Below are 15,695 nucleotides of genomic sequence, written 5' to 3'. Positions count from 1 at the left end.
GAAATCTCGGAGACTCGGGCTCCTGCCCGCGTCAGATCAACCTTTCGAGCCGTCAACGGATTCATCGCTGGGGGCAGCCATCTGCTCGAGTGCACGCACCGAACGCCACGCCGCCGCGGTGTTGGGGATCATTCGGTAGTGCCAGCGGCCATCGAACTCGACGAACTCGATCGGCGGGTTCGATCGCTCATAGTCGTTATAGATCTTGCGTGCCATCGCGCCAGTAACCCCGGCGACCTGCTCGGGCGTCATCCCGATGACAGCGAAGTCTGGCCCGGAGAGCAGCTCATCAGCGCGTTCGGTGGCGACGTGGTCGAGCAGCCGGAGAGTGAGCTCAGCGGTGCCGGCTGCGTAGTCGGCCAGGTCCTCCTCGCTCCATTCGATGCGGGGCAGTGCCGCAGTCCAGGGCAGGTCTTTCGGCTTCTCGCCTCGGAATGCCGCTCGAACGTCGATCAGGCGACGGCCGTCGGGGAGGCTCCAGAAGGTCCAGCCGTTCGTCACGCTGCCCTTGACGTGGCGACCGGCTCCAGACGGCGACCCGAACAAGTGGCCGTCCACGTCAAGGGCCCCGTCGTCGCGGATCACCGCTTCGTGAGGTTCCCAACTTCCTTGCCGCGGCGTGAGTCGCGTGCCGGGCTCGAGCAACCCCGACGCCACCAGGTCTTTGACCTCGACCCAGTCTTGGCTCTTGTCCCGCGGATCGACCACCTGCCCGACGTGACCGTCGGGAACCGGCCACACCTTCAGCAGGACATCGATGAGCTGAGTGGATCGCGTGTCGATCCTGTCCTCGGTCCATTCCGCGTCCCCTGAATAGCTGAGCAGTCGGCTGTTCAGGAGCAAGGTGTCGTGATCGTGCAGCGCCTCGCGCTTCCGGCTCCACGCGGAGTTGGACACCTTCGAGTTCAAGGAGCTCGTAAGCAGGGTCAGGTTGCCGAGGCGATGGACGTGCGCTCCACGTTCGATTTCAGCTTCGAGCCCGTCGACAGGCCAGTTGTCCTGCCATTTCTGTGGGAGCACGTGCTCGATCGGGTAACCGCGTCGCGGCACCTGCGGCTGGTTCGTCCCGCGTCGGAACTCGTTCTCCACGGCTTCGAGGAAGACTCGCAGTCGGGCCACCTTGAAGCGCCGATAGGCGGCCTCGTGGGTCAGGGCGGCTCGGATCTCGTCATCACCTGGCCAGTAGGTGCTGGACACATTGAGCCGGGCAAGGTGGCCCCGAACCCGGCCGACCAGTTCGTCTGCGGGAGCGTCACCATGAATCCGGATGATCTCCGCGACGACACGGCCGAGGTCGGAAGTCGTGAGTCGCAGGAACATTCGGCGGATGATCCAGCTCTCTGCCACAGCTGCCGCGCCGGCAATGACATCGGCGGGCAGCGAGCGCTCCGGCTCATGAAGCCAAATCAGGAGCGGCTTCAGCAGTTCCAGCTCGCTCGCCTTCATGCGATAGAGGGACATCTCGACTGCGGTGAGCTGCCGGTCCTTGTCGTCGGCGGCAACCGTCCACGACTCGTACGTGTCTGCCTGCTGCTTGATGATCGGCAGCAACTCACTCATCTTCTGGCCGGCATCGTGCTCGACGTACGCCTTGAATCGGGTGAACGTCTGCTGGGGGCTGATCTCCTCACCTAGGCGCGAGGCTAGCCACTGGTTGAGGAAGAGCGAGCCACGACTCACCCGGTATCGGCCGACGCTGACATCGGTCTCCCAGAACTTCGTGTCGAACGGCCAGTCCTCGGCATAGGCGCGGCGTGTGTCGGCGCCGTCAGCGGCGAGGCGTTGGAAAACAAAGTTCTTGATTAGGTCTGCTGCCGTTAGCGGAGTGCCGCGCGCATTGAGGGTCTCGAAGATTTCCTGGGAGTTCTCGGTGGCCGTGAGGTTGATGGCGACCAACTGCAGCCCGCTCGCGAGCACCGCAGCCAGTGTGTTCGCCCGCCCGGCGTGCTCGTCCCCCTCCAGGTCGCCAAGCCACGTGGCGACAGCGTCAGTGAAGTACGCGTGCGCCCGAGTGATCTTCGAGGACGCGTGCTTAAGGTTCGTGTGATCGATGGGCGGCTCGGCGTCCATCACCTCGTCGAACGCAGCCTGGTCGCGATTGGTGTGGCGGATCTTGAGACGTGACTCTCCCGCACGCACGAAGGTGGCCTGGTTATGGGTCAGGCTCTCGAGTTGCCCCGCGAGCGTGTCGAGTCCGGCTGCCTCCAGAACGGAGGCCGCGGCATCCATCAGCACCTGCAGAGTGGTGAGCCGCTGCTGGCCGTCGATGATGTTGCTCGCCTGCATGCTGCCGAGCTGCCCGTCCTGAGCCTGTACGACCACCGCTCCGAGAAAGTGAGTCGCCGTGGACGACGGATAACGAAGCCGCACCTCGGTCAGGCGTCGGATATCGCTCCACAACGGAGCCCACTGCTCGTCCTGCTCCCACACGTAGGGCCGCTGGAAGAGCGGCACGACGAGCTGCTGCGGAAGGCTGAAGATCTGCATTGGCGTCCGGACGTTGGTCTCCACGGATGCCATCATGCCCTGCGGCCCCGAGTGTTGGGCACGGGAATGAAACGGATCATCGTAGACGAGGTCGGCTACCTACTTCGAACAACACCTCGCGAAACCTGATCCCTTCGCGTCAGTGATCCTGAAGCGCAGTCTCGCGGACCTGTTGGCTAACCCGGGACAGCAGACCGTCCGGGCCCCACCAGCTTCGATCATCACCTCGCAGGCCTGCGCCGTTCGGACCAGCGGACACACAGAACCTCGGCCCAGAAATGTACCCGAACAGGCGCGTGGGGCGGCCCCGGTCGGGACCGCCCCACTCACTCACTCCGCTCAGCTGCAGCCGCTCGTCGCTCCGCAGCCCTCGCACACGTGGCACGAGCCGGCCGGGCGCATCTTGGTCCCGCAGGTGAAGCACAGCGGTGCGTCGACTTCGGTCCCGGAGATCACCTGCAGCAGCTCGGCGCTGGTGTGCGCCTGCTTCGGTGCCGGGCGGGCGGACTCGGCGACGATCTCCGCGTCCACGGCGTCGACCTGGGACTCGCGGGCGAGCTCGGCCTTGGCGGCCTTGGTTTCGACAGGCTCAACCGGCGGGGTGGTTTCGACAGGCTCAACCACCGGGGATGAGGTTGTCTTCAGCGACTCGGGCTCGGAGACTTCGTCCTCGATCGGGGCGTAGCTGCCGGTGTCGAGCTGGCGCTGGCGCTCGTCGGCCGAGTGGATGCCCATCTGCGAGCGCACCTCGAACGGGAGGTAGTCCAGCGCGAGCCTGCGGAAGATGTAGTCCATGATCGACTGCGCCATCCGCACGTCCGGGTCGTCGGTCAGACCGGCCGGCTCGAACTTCAGGTTCGTGAACTTCTGGACGTAGGTCTCGAGCGGCACCCCGTACTGGAGCCCGATCGACACCGCGATCGAGAACGCGTCCATCACGCCGGCCAGGGTCGAGCCCTGCTTGCCGAGCTTGAGGAACACCTCGCCGAGGCCGTCGTCCGGGTAGGAGCCCGAGGTCATGTAGCCCTCGGCGCCGCCGACCGTGAAGGAGGTCGTCAGCGACGGACGCGTCTTGGGGAGGCGCTTGCGGATCGGCTTTTCGACGATGACTTCGCGGATGGTTTCCTTGGTTTCGACAGGCTCAACCACCGAGGAGGAGGTCTTGTTCGAGTCGACGCCCTTGTTCTCGCCCTTGCCGGTGCTCAGGGGCTGGCCGACCTTGCAGTTGTCGCGGTAGACCGCGAGCGCCTTCAGGCCGAGCTTCCAACCCTGGAAGTAGATGTCACCGATCTCCTCGACGGTCGCCGACTCCGGCATGTTGACCGTCTTGGAGATCGCGCCCGACAGGAACGGCTGCGCCGCCGCCATCATCCGGACGTGACCCATCGGCTTGATGGACCGCTCCCCCATCGCGCAGTCGAAGACCTCGTAGTGCTCGGTCTTCAGGCCCGGCGCGTCGATGACGTGGCCGTGCTCGGCGATGTACTCGACGATCGCCTCGATCGTCTCGTTGGTGTAGCCGAGCTTCTTGAGCGCCACCGGGATCGTCTGGTTGACGATCTGCATCGAGCCGCCACCGACGAGCTTCTTGAACTTGACCAGCGAGAAGTCCGGCTCGATGCCGGTCGTGTCGCAGTCCATCATGAAGCCGATCGTGCCGGTCGGAGCCAGCACCGACGCCTGAGCGTTGCGCCAGCCCTGCTTCGTACCGATCTCGATGCCCTTGGCCCACTGCTTCGTGGCCTCACGGTGCACGGCGATGTCCATCGCGTGCATCGTGCGGACCGCGTCGTTGGCGGCCTGGTGCTTGCGCATCACGCGAGCGTGCGGCTCGGCGTTCTGCTTGTAGCCCTCGTACGGGCCGACGATGCCGGCGAGCTCCGCCGAGCGACGGTAGGAGGTGCCGGTCATCAGCGACGTGATCGCCGAGGCGAAGGCGCGGCCGCCGTCGGAGTCGTACGCGAGGCCCGACGCCATGAGGAGCGCACCGAGGTTGGCGTAGCCGATACCGAGCTGACGGAACTTGCGCGTCGTGTCGCCGATCGCCTCGGTCGGGAAGTCGGCGAAGGTGATCGAGATGTCCATCGCTGTGATGATCAGCTCGGTCGCCTTGACGAACGTGGCGACGTCGAATGAGCCGTCGTCCTGCAGGAACTTCAGCAGGTTGAGCGAGGCCAGGTTGCACGACGAGTTGTCGAGGTGCATGTACTCCGAGCACGGGTTGGACGCGGTGATGCGACCCGTCTCCGGCGTGGTGTGCCAGTCGTTGATCGTCGAGTCGTACTGGATGCCCGGGTCGGCACACTCCCACGCGGCCTGAGCGATGTCCTTGAAGAGCTTCTTGGCATCGATGGTCTCGATGACCTCGCCGGTCGTACGAGCGCGCAGCCCGAACTCCGAACCCTCCTCGACCGCCTGCATGAACTCGTCGGTCACGCGGACCGAGTTGTTGGCGTTCTGGTACTGGACAGACGAGATGTCCTGCCCGCCGAGGTCCATGTCAAAGCCGGCGTCACGGAGGACACGGATCTTGTCCTCCTCGCGCGCCTTCGTCTGCACGAACTCCTCGATGTCGGGGTGGTCGACGTCGAGCACGACCATCTTGGCCGCACGACGCGTCGCGCCGCCCGACTTGATCGTCCCCGCAGACGCGTCGGCGCCGCGCATGAACGACACCGGACCCGAGGCCGTACCGCCCGACGAGTGCAGCAGCTCCTTGCTGGAGCGGATGCGGGAGAGGTTGAGGCCGGCGCCCGAGCCGCCCTTGAAGATCAGACCCTCTTCCTTGTACCAGTTGAGGATCGAGTCCATCGAGTCGTCGACCGCGAGGATGAAGCAGGCGCTGACCTGCTGCGGGCTCGACGTGCCGACGTTGAACCACACCGGGCTGTTGAAGCTGAAGACCTGGTGAAGAAGCATGTACGTGAGCTCGTGCTCGAAGACCTCGGCATCGGCGTCCGTCGCGAAGTAGCCGTTGTCCTTGCCGGCCTTCACGTACGTCAGCACGACGCGGTCGAGCAGCTGCTTGAGCGACTGCTCACGCGTGTCGGTGCCGACCGCGCCACGGAAGTACTTCGTGGTGACGATCGTCGACGCGTTGACGCTCCAGAAGTCGGGGAACTCCACCCCGCGCTGCTCGAAGACCGTGGCTCCGGTCTTCCAGTTGGTCTGCACGACATCGCGACGCTCCCACGTCACCTCGTCGTACGGGTGCACGCCCTCCGTGGTGTAGACCCGGTTGATCGTGAGGCCCTTGCCTGCACGCTTGGTGGTCTTGCGCCCCCGCGCAGCCCCGCTCGGTCCGTTGACCGTCTCCGTCATGTGATGCCCCTTCTCCCCCATGTTGCCCCGTGAAATGTGGTGTTGAGTCTCAGCTACCGGCGGAGCGCTGCTCCGCGGCGAACTCGTTGTCGGCGTCGGCCGCCATCAGCGTCGCGATCTCGTCCGCGAAGTCCGACACGTCCGTGAAGTTCTTGTAGACGCTGGCGAACCGCAGGTAGGCGACCTTGTCGAGCGCCTTGAGGGGCTCGAGCACGGCGAGCCCCACCTCGTGCGAGCTCACCTCTGCTCCCCCGGCAGCACGCAGCGCGTGCTCGACCTGCTGGCCGAGTCGCGCCAGGTCGTCCTCGTCCACAGGGCGGCCCTTGCACGCTTTGCGCACTCCACTCACGGCCTTGTCGCGCGAGAACGGCTCCGTGGCACCCGAGCGCTTGCACACCGTGAGCTGAATCTGCTCGACGGTCGTGAAGCGCTTGTTGCACGCGGTGCAGCTCCGGCGGCGGCGGATCGCTCCCCCGTCGTCGGCGACGCGGCTGTCGAGGACCCGGGTGTCGGTGTGCCGGCAGTACGGGCAGTGCATCTCGGCTCCTCTCGCTGTGGACGGAAATGTGGAGAACCACGGTTTCCTGTGGGGTTCGCCACTGGCCCTTGTGGACTAGATGTGGATAACTACATCCGTGTAAGTACTAGATGTAGTGGCTACCGTACGCGTCCGACCCAGCCCATGCAACTCAGTCTCACGTGTCGCGCCGACATTTCTGTCCTCGCAGGTCAGAGGCGGTTTTGGGCGTACGGCGCGGCGTGTCGCGGGTCTCACCCGCGGTGCCGCGGCCGAGAGCGCCGCATGCCGCGTACGACCAGCACCACGTCCGCGAGGGCGACGACCGCGATCACGGCGCTCGCGACGCCCAGGACGACCAGGGTGTCGGTGGCGTCCGGCGCCAGCAGGGCCCACAGCGCGAGCGCGGTGAAGACGACGAGACCTCCGAGGGACAGGCCGAGGCGCATCCCGTACGCACTGAGGGCCTCCTTGGGCTCAGCGCCGGTACGCCTCAGGTGCGGTCCGGAGCGGGAGTGTGAGCTCATGACGGACCTCCTTCGCTGTTACCTGTACAACACCGCGAGCACGCCGATCCATCCCCTGACCCGCACCTCGTACGGGCGGGCTGACCTGCATGGACAGGGTCGTTGGCACGATCACTCGTACGCTGTACGCGTACGGTGTACGAGAGTTTTGAGCGGACCCCTCTTGCTCAGTCGGCGGCCGCTTCGAGGCGCGCGATCCGCCCCACTCCCCAGCCCCCCAGCGACTCGAGCGCGGCGTTGAGGGAGACCCCGTGCTCGGTCAGCGAGTACTCGACCCGCGGCGGCACCTCGGGGAACACCTCGCGGCGCAGCAGGCCATCGGCCTCCATCTCGCGCAGCTGCTGCGTGAGGACCTTGTGGCTCACGCCCGGCAGCCCGCGGTGGATCTCCGCGAACCGGCGCGTGCCGTACGCCTCGAGCTCCCACAGGATCAGGGCCTTCCATTTCCCGCTGACGACGTCCATCGCGGCGTCCAGCCCGCAGACGTACGGGCCCCGTCGCCGCATGTCGGGCTTTGCTGCCTCTACCGTGCTGCCAGTCATCGGGTCCCCCGTCGGTCAGTGGTCGGTTACCTGAAGGTGAGAACCGCACAATGAAGTGCGTTCTTCCGCGGACCGCCGCCGGCCGCGATCGTGGACGGCATGACACCCACCACCCACTCCACCGTGACCGTACTCGGCCTCGGTTCGATGGGCCGCGCCCTCGCGACCACCATCGCCGCCGCGGGCCACCCCACGACGGTCTGGAACCGTACGCCGGGCCGCGCCGACGACCTCGACTCCGCCCGCACGACCGAAGCCCCGTCCGTACGAGACGCCGTGACCGCCTCGTCGCTGGTCGTCGTGTGTCTGCTCGACGCCGCGTCCGTACGCGAGGTCCTTGACCCGGTCGCCGACGCACTCGCCGGCCGTACGGTCGTGAACGTCACGACCACCACGCCCGAGCAGTCGCGCGCACTCGCTGCCTGGGCCGACGGCTACGGCGCGGCGTACCTCGACGGCGGCGTCATGGCCACGCCGCCGATGATCGGTGGGGAGGGCTCCCTCGTCCTCTACAGCGGATCCCCGGCCGCGTACGAGGAGTGGCGCGGCGTCCTCGAGACGTGGGGCGAGAGCCCGTACCTCGGCGAGGATGCCGGAGCGGCAGCGCTGTACGACCTCGCGCTGCTCGCCGGCATGTACGCGATGTTCGCCGGGTTCTTCCACGGCGCGGCGATGGTCGCGACAGCCGGGATCTCGGCCAGCGCGTTCGCCGAGAGCGCGGTCCCGTTCGTGTCGGCGATGGTGCCGGCGTTCCGTGACTACGCCGCGGTGGTCGACGGCGGCGACTACGGCGTGGCCGGGCAGCAGAGCCTCGACTTCTCCGACCTGTCGGACATGGTCCAGGCGAGTGCCGACGCTGGTGTCGCGCCCGGCGTCGTCGCGGCCGTCCAGGGGCTGATCCGGCGACAGATCGACGCGGGGCACGGCAAGGACGGGTTCGCGCGGGTGTACGAGAGCATCGCCCGCCCCGCAACGACGCGAGCGGCGCGATGAAGGTGACGGTCATCGGGCTCGGACCGATGGGGCAGGCGATGGTGCGGATCTTCCTCGCGGCCGGCCACGACGTGACGGTCTGGAACCGTACGGCCTCGCGGGCGGACGACCTCGTCGCCGCGGGCGCCGTCCGTGCGCAGACGCCGTCGGAGGCGCTCGCCGCGAGCGAGCTCGTCGTGCTGAGTCTGACCGACTACGCGGCGATGGACGACATCCTCGGGCGCGACCCCGAAGCGATCGCCGGGCGCACACTCGTGAACCTCAGCTCGGACACTCCCGACGTCACGCGCGAGGCGGCCCGGTGGGCGGACGCGCACGGCGCGGCCTTCCTCGTCGGCGGCGTCATGGCGCCGCCACCGATGCTCGGCGGCAAGGACGCGTACGTCTACTACAGCGGGCCAGCCGACGCCTTCACGCCGTACGAGAAGGTGCTCGCGCTGCTCGGCGAGCCTCGCTACGTCGGCGAGGATCCTGGCGCGGCGCAGCTGCTCTACCAGGCGCAGCTCGACGTCTTCCTCACCGCGCTGTCGGGGATCGCGCACGCGGTCGCGCTCGTCAGGACGGCGGGTGTGGGTGCTGCCGAGTTCCTGCCCGACGCCCTCGCCACCCTCGCGGGCATCGCCGACATGACCGGGCTCAGTGAGGACGGCGCGGAAGCGTTCGACGACGGCATCCACCCGGGTGACCTGAGCACGGCCACGATGATGGGCGCGACCGCGGCGCACATCCTCGGCGCGAGCGAGTCCGCCGGGGTCGACACCGCGCTGCCTCAGGCGGTGCTGTCGCACTACGAGCGGGCGATCGCCGCCGGGCACGGCGCGGACAACTGGACGAGCATCTTCGAGGTGATCAAGGCGCGCTGACACTGACTCAACTGATAACGCGGCCGATGGTGGTGGCAAGCATCCACGCCACTCCCCCGGCGCACGCAGCCGTGGCGAGCCAGAACGACGCCAGCCACACTGACGCCGGGACTCGCGTGAGGGTCTCGAGCGCCACGGCGTCCGACTCGCCGCGGCTGCGGTGCCAGTGGCGGCTGCGCCACGTGTCGACGACCGAGCGCAGACCACCAAGGACGAGGAACGCGCCGACGCCCACCGCCGCACCGCTCTGCACGACCGGCGGCGCCCACCACCACAGCGCTGCCGACGCCGCCACACAGCCGACCAGGACGAGGACGGTGAACGCGCTGCGCGCCCACAGCAGGCACACCGCGAACAGCACTGCGAGCCCGAACAGCCCCGGCGCCGCCCAGCCCTTGACCGCAACGAGCACCGCGATCAGTCCGGCGATCGCCGGAGCCGGATAGCCGGCCCACGCACACACCACCATCCCGAACCCCTGCGCCTTGCCGCGGGTGTGGGTGACGCCCGACGCGTCGAGCCGTACGCGCAACGCGGTCAGCTTGCGGCCCGCGAACACGCCACCGAGGGCGTGTCCGAGCTCGTGCGCGACGGTGACGACGACGCTCGTACGACGCCAGGCCGGAGCGGTGAGAGCGAGGATGGCGACCACCAGGGCGAACGCCCACACCGTGAGGTCCGCCGTCGTGTACGTGGCGGGGTCCACGGTGGCGAGCCGCGCGTCGAGGTCGTCGAAGGTCACGCCATGAACCCTAGGCGTTCTGACCTATCGGCAGCGTCCCCAGTGCCACGTTGTCCACAGGTGCGGTGTCGAGGGGCGACGCCACACCGGCGAGTCGCCCTAACCTGCCGCGCATGCCTCTTCAACTTCGCTCGTCGTTCGCCCTCGTCCTCGCTGTCCTCGTCGTCTCCTCGTACGGGGCCGGGTGCGGGCCGCAGGAACGGCCGGCCTCCGCGCAGACGGCTACCCCGACGACCACCGTTGCCCGCACATCGACCGAGCTTGCCGAGCCGGCCGTCCTCGTCCCGACGCTCTCGCGCGCCGCGGACGAGTTCACCGCGGCGGCGGCACAGGTCTTCTTCGAGCACTACTACCGCCTCATCAACCACGCCGCCCGCACCGGCGACACGCGGCCCTTGCGCCAGGCCTCGGCGGCCGAGTGCCGCGGCTGCGACAACGTCGCCGACCAGATCGACCGCGCGTACAAGACCGACGGGGGCATCACCGGTTTCTGGTGGGACCCCTACTACACGCACGCGATGGACGAGCAGGACTACAAGGTGGCCGCCGCCGACGTCGAGGCGGACGCTTACGCCTACCGCCGCAGCGCCGACGCCAAACCGAACCGTGTGCGCAAGACCGAGCACCACCACCTGCTCCGCGCGAGGCGGTACGACGGCCGGTGGCGGGTGATCTTCCTCAGCGACCAGGCGGCTCTGATGCCGGACGGGTACGACACCGACTTCCCGATGAAGGCCCCGCCCCGCCCGCGGTTCTCGCCGTTGCTCAGCTGACCTCGCGCGCGTCGAGCTCGGCGATGCGACGCTTCGGTGCGATGAGCCGGTACGAGGCGTCGACGAGCTCGGCGACCTCGTCCCAGTCGACGTCGGGATCCTCGAGGTCGAGTGCTCGCCAGCCGAACGGGCCGTAGTACGCAGGGACGAAGAACCGCTCGTCCTCGTCGAGCGCCGGGATCTCCGACTCGTCCACCTTGACGAGCAGCGCACTGCGTACCTGTCGGTGCTCGCCGGGGCGCACCTTCTCGGAGCCGCCGAACGCGGCGAAGATCTTGCCGCACCGGAACGTCGGACGGCCGTGCGACACGTGCTCGTCGGCTCCCGGATAGGCGAGGCAGATCGCGCGCAGCTCTGCCAGGCCGGGGTCGTCGTCACTGAACATCACCGGGTGAGCCATGCAGGAGAGTCAACCAGCCTTTCGTCCACAGGACGTGCAACGGAGCCTTCCGCAGGACCTGGGTTGCCACTACGTTTTGCGGCATGACTCGCCTGGGTACGGCGCTGGCCGCGGCCGTCGCTCTGCTGTCGGTCACCGCGTGTACGGGTGAGGAGCCGGCTGACGGCGACCCCACATCGGCACCGCCGACCACCGCCAGCGCATCGCCCTCCCCCACACCTTCCGCACCGACGATCCCGCCCGAGGCGACCAAGCACAGCGCCGACGGCGCCGCCGCCTTTGTGAAGTACTGGAACGAAGTCTTTAACTACACCGTCACAACGCTAGACACACGTCACCTTGATGCTCTCTCCGCTCCCGACTGTGACGCGTGCGGAGAAATGATCGGATTCGTAGATCGTGTCCGGGTTGGCGGAGGCTACTCCGAAAGTCCGCGATACCGAACCCTTGTCACAAGTAGCCAACTCATCGATGGCGCCTTCATGGTCGCGGCAGAACACACCTCGTCTGACTACCGATATCGGGAATCGGCTGACTCAAAAGAGATGCTCGTTCGGGCGGCGAAGTACCGATACCTCTACGAACTCGGCTGGAACGGCCGCGGGTGGAGCCTCGATGGGATCCGGAAGCAGGAGAGCGCATCATGATGGTTGTCAGTCTGCTGGTCTCGGTCGCGCTGGCAGGTCCAATAGTCGCGCCGAGCCCGTTTGACGAGAGCATTGAGACACGGGATGAGTCCACGACCGATGGCACTACAAGCCCGGGGCCTGACCAGGATTCTGGCCAGCAGGATGCCGAGTACCGCCTGGATCCGATGTGCACTCCGACCAGCAGTAGTGACACGACATGCAGCCTCGCCTACAACTGCCCGGAAGGGCAGATCCGCTATAACATCTGGCGCCGATACCCGGGGCAGGAGTGGGAATGGTTCGGAGAAGACTGCTTCGGCAACACACCGCAGGTCGACGCGCTTCCGGAGGTCACGCGCGGCGATGTGCTCCGCGAAGTCCGCCGTCTCCCGCTCCCCAAGGCGCAGATCGCGATCCAGCCGTCCGACCGCACGTTGGTGAACCTCGACACGGTCTTCTCGACGACCGCACCTCAGTTCGACCGGACGGTAACGATCCTCGAGCAACGCGTCCACATCACGGCGAAGCCGACACGCTACGCATGGCACTTCGGCGACGGCGCCAGCAAGACGACCACGACCCCCGGCCGCCCGTACCCGGCGATGGACGTCACCCATCAATACACGAAGGCCGACCGCACCCACCGCCCGCGCGTCGACGTCACCTTCTCGATCTCCTACTCCGTCGATGGCGGTCCGACGCAGTCCCTCGAGCAGACCGTCACGACCGCAGGTCCCGCCGCCACACTCGTCACCCGGGAGGCCACCCCGGTGCTCGTCGAGTGACGACACCGCAGCGTGCGGCAGGCCTCCTACCGTGGTCGGCATGACCGAGCCCTCGATGCGCGACCGGATGCTCGCCGGCGAGCTCTACATCGCGGACGACCCCGACCTCATCCGCGAGAACGAGCGCGCCCAGCGCCTCACCCACGCGATCAACACCTCCAACCCGACCGACCGCGAGCGGCGGCGCGAGCTCCTGACCGAGCTGCTCGGCGGGTTCGGCGAGGACAGCGCCATCCGGCCGCCGCTGCACGGGGACTACTTCGGGCTCGTGATCCTTGACGTCGAGACCGTGACGATCGGCGACGATGTCCAGATCGGTCCGTACGTCAGCTGCTCACCGCAACGCACCCGCTCGAGCCTGGCCCGCGGCGCGACAAGTGGGCGTCGGCCGAGCCGATCGTGATCAGCGACAACGTCCGGCTCGGCGGCGGCGTCATCGTGTGCCCCGGGGTCACCATCGGCGAGAACACCGTGGTCGCCGCCGGCTCGGTCGTCACGCGCGACCTGCCTGCGGGCGTCCTCGCTGCCGGCACGCCTGCGCGGGTCGTCCGCGAGCTCTGACTCACGCACGACCCGCGCCCGGCGCCCCGAGTCCCAGGAGGCGTCAGCGCACCCGGAACCTCTTGACGACCTTCGGGCTCCAGCCGCTGATGTTCTTCGCGCGGACCGTGACGGTGAGCTTTCCTCGGCGCAACGCCGACTTCTTCACCGTGTAGGACCGCCGCCCGGGCTTCAGCGTCACCGACTTGACGATCTTCGAGCCCTTGCGGAACACCAGCTTGTACGACTGGACCGCACCGCCGCCGTTGTCGGCAGGCTTCGCCCAGCGCACCTTCCGCTTCGCCGCGCGCGTCTTCCCGGTCACCCGCACCGAGCGCACCGCCGAGGGCCGCTTCGGGAACATCGTCGAGAACACCTGGATCGCACGTGACCCCCGGGTCGTGACGATCCGGCCGTTCAGGGCGACGGCGGCCTCACGCGGGTTGATGCTCGCCTTCTTGCCGCGTAGCACCCGCAGCGGACGGACGTTGCCGTTCGCCGTCGGCGCGAATGCGCTGATGCTCCGGCGCGTCCCGTCCGTCACGTACAACCGGTTCGCGGAGTCGACATCGACGTGACGCGGCGACCGGAGACCGGTACGAGGGCCCTTGATGCGCACTGCCGGTGGGACGTCGTCCCTGGCGCCCGGGGCGTACCCGAGCACCTCGTTGGCGACCGCCACCCAGATCCAACCCCGACCGTCGATGGCGACGTCCCGGACCCCGTCCGCCGGCAGCCCGGGGAGCAGGCCCACGAGGATGACACCAACGTCCTTTTGGGTCGTGGCGCCCGGCGGATACAGCCACAGCTCGTTCGCGGTGGCGACGACCAGGTCGCCCCTCGGGGAAACAGCCAACGCTCGGGAGTAGGTCGGAACCCAGAGGCGCCTCAGAGGGCTCGTCCCCGAGAAGCGGGGGCGATACGTCAGGACGTTCGCCTCGCCCTCGATGATCGACCTGAGCATGTAAGCGTTGCCTGCGGCGTCCGTCGCCACGTCGATGTCCACCTTGTCTCCTGCAGGCCCTGGAGCCACGACGTGAGACGGACTCGCGTTGCCGTCCGCACGCGGACCGAACACCCGTACCCGGTCGGACAGCACCCGAGCGAAGAATGTCGCCCCGTCGGAGGCGATCCCCACCGCCTGAGCATTCTCGACCTGCGCTCGAGATCCGGAGATCACCCGGCTCGGGCCATAGTCCACCGTGTCCGCACTCGCGGACCCCGCGCCAGCCACCGTCACGCCGCCGGCGACGAGCGCGATGCTCCCCGCTACGGCGATCGATCGTTTCGTCACCATCGGTCGTTCCCCCTATCGCACCCTGAACGGGCGCACCACCTTCGGGCTCCAGCCCATGGAGGTCTTCGCCCGCACTGTCACCGTGAGCTTGCCGCGGCGCAACGACTTCTTGTTCACGACGTACGACCGCTTCCTCGGGCCGAGCGTCTTCGTCCGCAGGACCTTGGTGCCCTTGCGGATCACGACCTTGTACGACCGCACCGCACGCCCACCGTCGTACGACGGCTTCTTCCACCGCACCGTCCGCTTCGCGGCCGCAGACTTCCCGGTCACACGCACTGCGCGCACCTTCGAGGCACGTGTCGGGAACATCGTCCGGTAGACCCGGACGGCGTCGGCACCCACGGGGACGACGATGTCGCCGCGCGGACCCACGTCGTCGCCGCGCTGGTACCGCGGCCGTGTCCTCGGGGGAACCGTGAGCACGCGCAGCGGCGCCGCGTCGCCGTTCGCCGACGGCGCGAACACACTGATCCGTGGGATGGATCCCGAGTACTGGGTGACGTAGACCCGTCCGGCCGCATCGACGTCGAGCGCCGCTCCAGCACCGAGCCCGGTCCGAGGACCGGCGACGCGACGGTCCGGAGCGACGTTCCCCCGAGCCCCCGGTGCGTACGACAACAGGGTGTTGGGCGTCGCGCCCGCCACCCAGAGACGGCCGTCGCCGCCGAGGGCCAGATCGAGCGAACCCGCCGACGTCTCCGCCGACACGTCGATCACCCGGGTGGGTGTCGCGCGGCCGCGGGCAGTCCGCGAGTAGATCTGGACCTCGCTGTCGCCACCGAGGTTGGTCGCGATCTCTCCGGACGGGGAGACGGCGATCGAGGTCTTGTCGTCCAGGAGCTCCAGCGTCCGCAGCGGCTTGCGCGAGGTCGCGCCGCGCGGGTAGACCTTGACGATGGTGTCGACGTCCCGCGGCCCCCCTGACAGGGCGTAGAGGCGGCCCGCTGAATCGGTCGCGAGCGGATCAAGGATATCGAGGTACACGGTGAGCTTCTGCACCCGCACCGGCCGGGCGTTCCCGCGTGCACCGGGCCCGAAGACACGGACGGTCGTCGGGTTCGTCGCCCGCAGCACGTACGTCGTGCCGTCCGGCCCGACCGCGAGCCCCGCAGGGCTGCGGACCTTCGCCCGGTCGCCGGCGATCGTACGGCTCGGCGGATCCTCCGCCGCCATGCCTGGTCCAGCGCCGGCGAGCACGAGGCCGCCCGCTGTCATCGCTGCGGTTGCCGCAGCGAGGATTCGTCGTGTGAGCATGCGTGCTCCGTCCGTGTGGATG

16 protein-coding genes are annotated in these 15,695 nt (G+C 68.0%); 7 read left to right on the top strand and 9 right to left on the bottom strand.

What is annotated here, in order from left to right:
- Positions 1-36: 36 nt before the first annotated feature.
- From ACFSDF_RS17890 to ACFSDF_RS17870, 5 genes are all read right to left on the bottom strand, one after another.
- Positions 37-2,520: a GmrSD restriction endonuclease domain-containing protein gene (locus tag ACFSDF_RS17890; protein WP_377158569.1), complete on the bottom strand. Its 2,484-nt coding sequence runs from the start codon at positions 2,518-2,520 to the stop codon at positions 37-39.
- A gap of 306 nt (positions 2,521-2,826) precedes the next feature.
- The gene (locus tag ACFSDF_RS17885) at positions 2,827-5,808 is read right to left on the bottom strand and encodes a vitamin B12-dependent ribonucleotide reductase (protein ID WP_377158567.1); all 2,982 of its coding nucleotides are present in this window, start codon (positions 5,806-5,808) and stop codon (positions 2,827-2,829) included.
- 49 nt (positions 5,809-5,857) lie between these two features.
- Positions 5,858-6,346, bottom strand: a complete 489-nt coding sequence (nrdR, locus tag ACFSDF_RS17880; protein ID WP_139104932.1) for a transcriptional regulator NrdR — start codon at positions 6,344-6,346, stop codon at positions 5,858-5,860.
- Between the two features lie 233 nt (positions 6,347-6,579).
- A complete protein-coding gene (locus tag ACFSDF_RS17875; RefSeq protein ID WP_167003302.1) occupies positions 6,580-6,852 on the bottom strand; it encodes a DUF6343 family protein in 273 nt (90 codons plus the stop codon).
- 167 nt (positions 6,853-7,019) lie between these two features.
- Positions 7,020-7,394 (bottom strand): winged helix-turn-helix transcriptional regulator, encoded by a 375-nt coding sequence (locus tag ACFSDF_RS17870; protein WP_370465447.1) that lies wholly within the window; start codon positions 7,392-7,394, stop codon positions 7,020-7,022.
- A gap of 99 nt (positions 7,395-7,493) precedes the next feature.
- On the opposite strand from ACFSDF_RS17870, the gene ACFSDF_RS17865 reads away from it, so the two are divergent.
- A complete protein-coding gene (locus ACFSDF_RS17865) occupies positions 7,494-8,387 on the top strand; it encodes an NAD(P)-dependent oxidoreductase (RefSeq protein ID WP_377158564.1) in 894 nt (297 codons plus the stop codon).
- A complete protein-coding gene (locus tag ACFSDF_RS17860; protein ID WP_377158562.1) occupies positions 8,384-9,250 on the top strand; it encodes an NAD(P)-dependent oxidoreductase in 867 nt (288 codons plus the stop codon). The genes ACFSDF_RS17865 and ACFSDF_RS17860 overlap by 4 nt, the downstream gene beginning before the upstream one ends.
- A gap of 7 nt (positions 9,251-9,257) precedes the next feature.
- On the opposite strand, the gene ACFSDF_RS17855 is transcribed toward ACFSDF_RS17860, so the two are convergent.
- Positions 9,258-9,992 (bottom strand): M50 family metallopeptidase, encoded by a 735-nt coding sequence (locus ACFSDF_RS17855; protein ID WP_377158560.1) that lies wholly within the window; start codon positions 9,990-9,992, stop codon positions 9,258-9,260.
- A gap of 113 nt (positions 9,993-10,105) precedes the next feature.
- On the opposite strand from ACFSDF_RS17855, the gene ACFSDF_RS17850 reads away from it, so the two are divergent.
- A complete protein-coding gene (locus ACFSDF_RS17850) occupies positions 10,106-10,765 on the top strand; it encodes a DUF6318 family protein (protein ID WP_377158558.1) in 660 nt (219 codons plus the stop codon).
- Here ACFSDF_RS17850 and ACFSDF_RS17845 read toward each other — a convergent pair.
- A complete protein-coding gene (locus ACFSDF_RS17845; RefSeq protein WP_377158556.1) occupies positions 10,758-11,165 on the bottom strand; it encodes an MmcQ/YjbR family DNA-binding protein in 408 nt (135 codons plus the stop codon). The two genes, ACFSDF_RS17850 and ACFSDF_RS17845, sit on opposite strands and share 8 nt — an antisense overlap.
- Before the next feature lie 83 nt (positions 11,166-11,248).
- On the opposite strand from ACFSDF_RS17845, the gene ACFSDF_RS17840 reads away from it, so the two are divergent.
- From ACFSDF_RS17840 to ACFSDF_RS17825, 4 genes are all read left to right on the top strand, one after another.
- A complete protein-coding gene (locus tag ACFSDF_RS17840) occupies positions 11,249-11,812 on the top strand; it encodes a DUF6318 family protein (protein ID WP_377158554.1) in 564 nt (187 codons plus the stop codon).
- Positions 11,813-11,979: 167 nt separating this feature from the next.
- A complete protein-coding gene (locus ACFSDF_RS17835; RefSeq protein WP_377158552.1) occupies positions 11,980-12,579 on the top strand; it encodes a hypothetical protein in 600 nt (199 codons plus the stop codon).
- A 40-nt stretch (positions 12,580-12,619) separates the two neighbouring features.
- Positions 12,620-12,982: a maltose acetyltransferase domain-containing protein gene (locus tag ACFSDF_RS17830; protein WP_377158550.1), complete on the top strand. Its 363-nt coding sequence runs from the start codon at positions 12,620-12,622 to the stop codon at positions 12,980-12,982.
- On the top strand, positions 12,979-13,140 hold the full coding sequence (locus ACFSDF_RS17825) for a DapH/DapD/GlmU-related protein (RefSeq protein ID WP_377158548.1): 162 nt from the start codon (positions 12,979-12,981) through the stop codon (positions 13,138-13,140). The genes ACFSDF_RS17830 and ACFSDF_RS17825 overlap by 4 nt, the downstream gene beginning before the upstream one ends.
- Positions 13,141-13,183: 43 nt before the next feature.
- Here the strand turns inward: ACFSDF_RS17825 and ACFSDF_RS17820 are convergent, their stop codons facing one another.
- Both ACFSDF_RS17820 and ACFSDF_RS17815 read right to left on the bottom strand, forming a co-directional pair.
- Positions 13,184-14,413, bottom strand: coding sequence for a hypothetical protein (locus tag ACFSDF_RS17820; RefSeq protein WP_377158546.1), 1,230 nt, complete (start codon positions 14,411-14,413; stop codon positions 13,184-13,186).
- 15 nt (positions 14,414-14,428) lie between these two features.
- Positions 14,429-15,673, bottom strand: a complete 1,245-nt coding sequence (locus tag ACFSDF_RS17815; protein WP_377158544.1) for a hypothetical protein — start codon at positions 15,671-15,673, stop codon at positions 14,429-14,431.
- Positions 15,674-15,695: the final 22 nt, after the last annotated feature.

Origin of the sequence: Mumia zhuanghuii (genome assembly GCF_042681565.1) — a bacterium.
Taxonomy (GTDB): Bacteria; Actinomycetota; Actinomycetes; order Propionibacteriales; family Nocardioidaceae; genus Mumia.
Note: the sequence above shows the minus strand (reverse complement) of the source record. Positions and strands in the feature narration are given on the sequence as shown.

Coding starts and splice junctions, on each gene's coding strand:
- ACFSDF_RS17840 (WP_377158554.1), top strand. CDS start 11,249: ATGACTCGCCTGGGTACGGCGCTGGCCGCGGCCGTCGCTCTGCTGTCG.
- ACFSDF_RS17885 (WP_377158567.1), bottom strand. CDS start 5,808: ATGACGGAGACGGTCAACGGACCGAGCGGGGCTGCGCGGGGGCGCAAG.
- ACFSDF_RS17845 (WP_377158556.1), bottom strand. CDS start 11,165: ATGGCTCACCCGGTGATGTTCAGTGACGACGACCCCGGCCTGGCAGAG.
- nrdR (WP_139104932.1), bottom strand. CDS start 6,346: ATGCACTGCCCGTACTGCCGGCACACCGACACCCGGGTCCTCGACAGC.
- ACFSDF_RS17890 (WP_377158569.1), bottom strand. CDS start 2,520: ATGGCATCCGTGGAGACCAACGTCCGGACGCCAATGCAGATCTTCAGC.
- ACFSDF_RS17830 (WP_377158550.1), top strand. CDS start 12,620: ATGACCGAGCCCTCGATGCGCGACCGGATGCTCGCCGGCGAGCTCTAC.
- ACFSDF_RS17860 (WP_377158562.1), top strand. CDS start 8,384: ATGAAGGTGACGGTCATCGGGCTCGGACCGATGGGGCAGGCGATGGTG.
- ACFSDF_RS17815 (WP_377158544.1), bottom strand. CDS start 15,673: ATGCTCACACGACGAATCCTCGCTGCGGCAACCGCAGCGATGACAGCG.
- ACFSDF_RS17850 (WP_377158558.1), top strand. CDS start 10,106: ATGCCTCTTCAACTTCGCTCGTCGTTCGCCCTCGTCCTCGCTGTCCTC.
- ACFSDF_RS17875 (WP_167003302.1), bottom strand. CDS start 6,852: ATGAGCTCACACTCCCGCTCCGGACCGCACCTGAGGCGTACCGGCGCT.
- ACFSDF_RS17835 (WP_377158552.1), top strand. CDS start 11,980: ATGTGCACTCCGACCAGCAGTAGTGACACGACATGCAGCCTCGCCTAC.
- ACFSDF_RS17870 (WP_370465447.1), bottom strand. CDS start 7,394: ATGACTGGCAGCACGGTAGAGGCAGCAAAGCCCGACATGCGGCGACGG.
- ACFSDF_RS17865 (WP_377158564.1), top strand. CDS start 7,494: ATGACACCCACCACCCACTCCACCGTGACCGTACTCGGCCTCGGTTCG.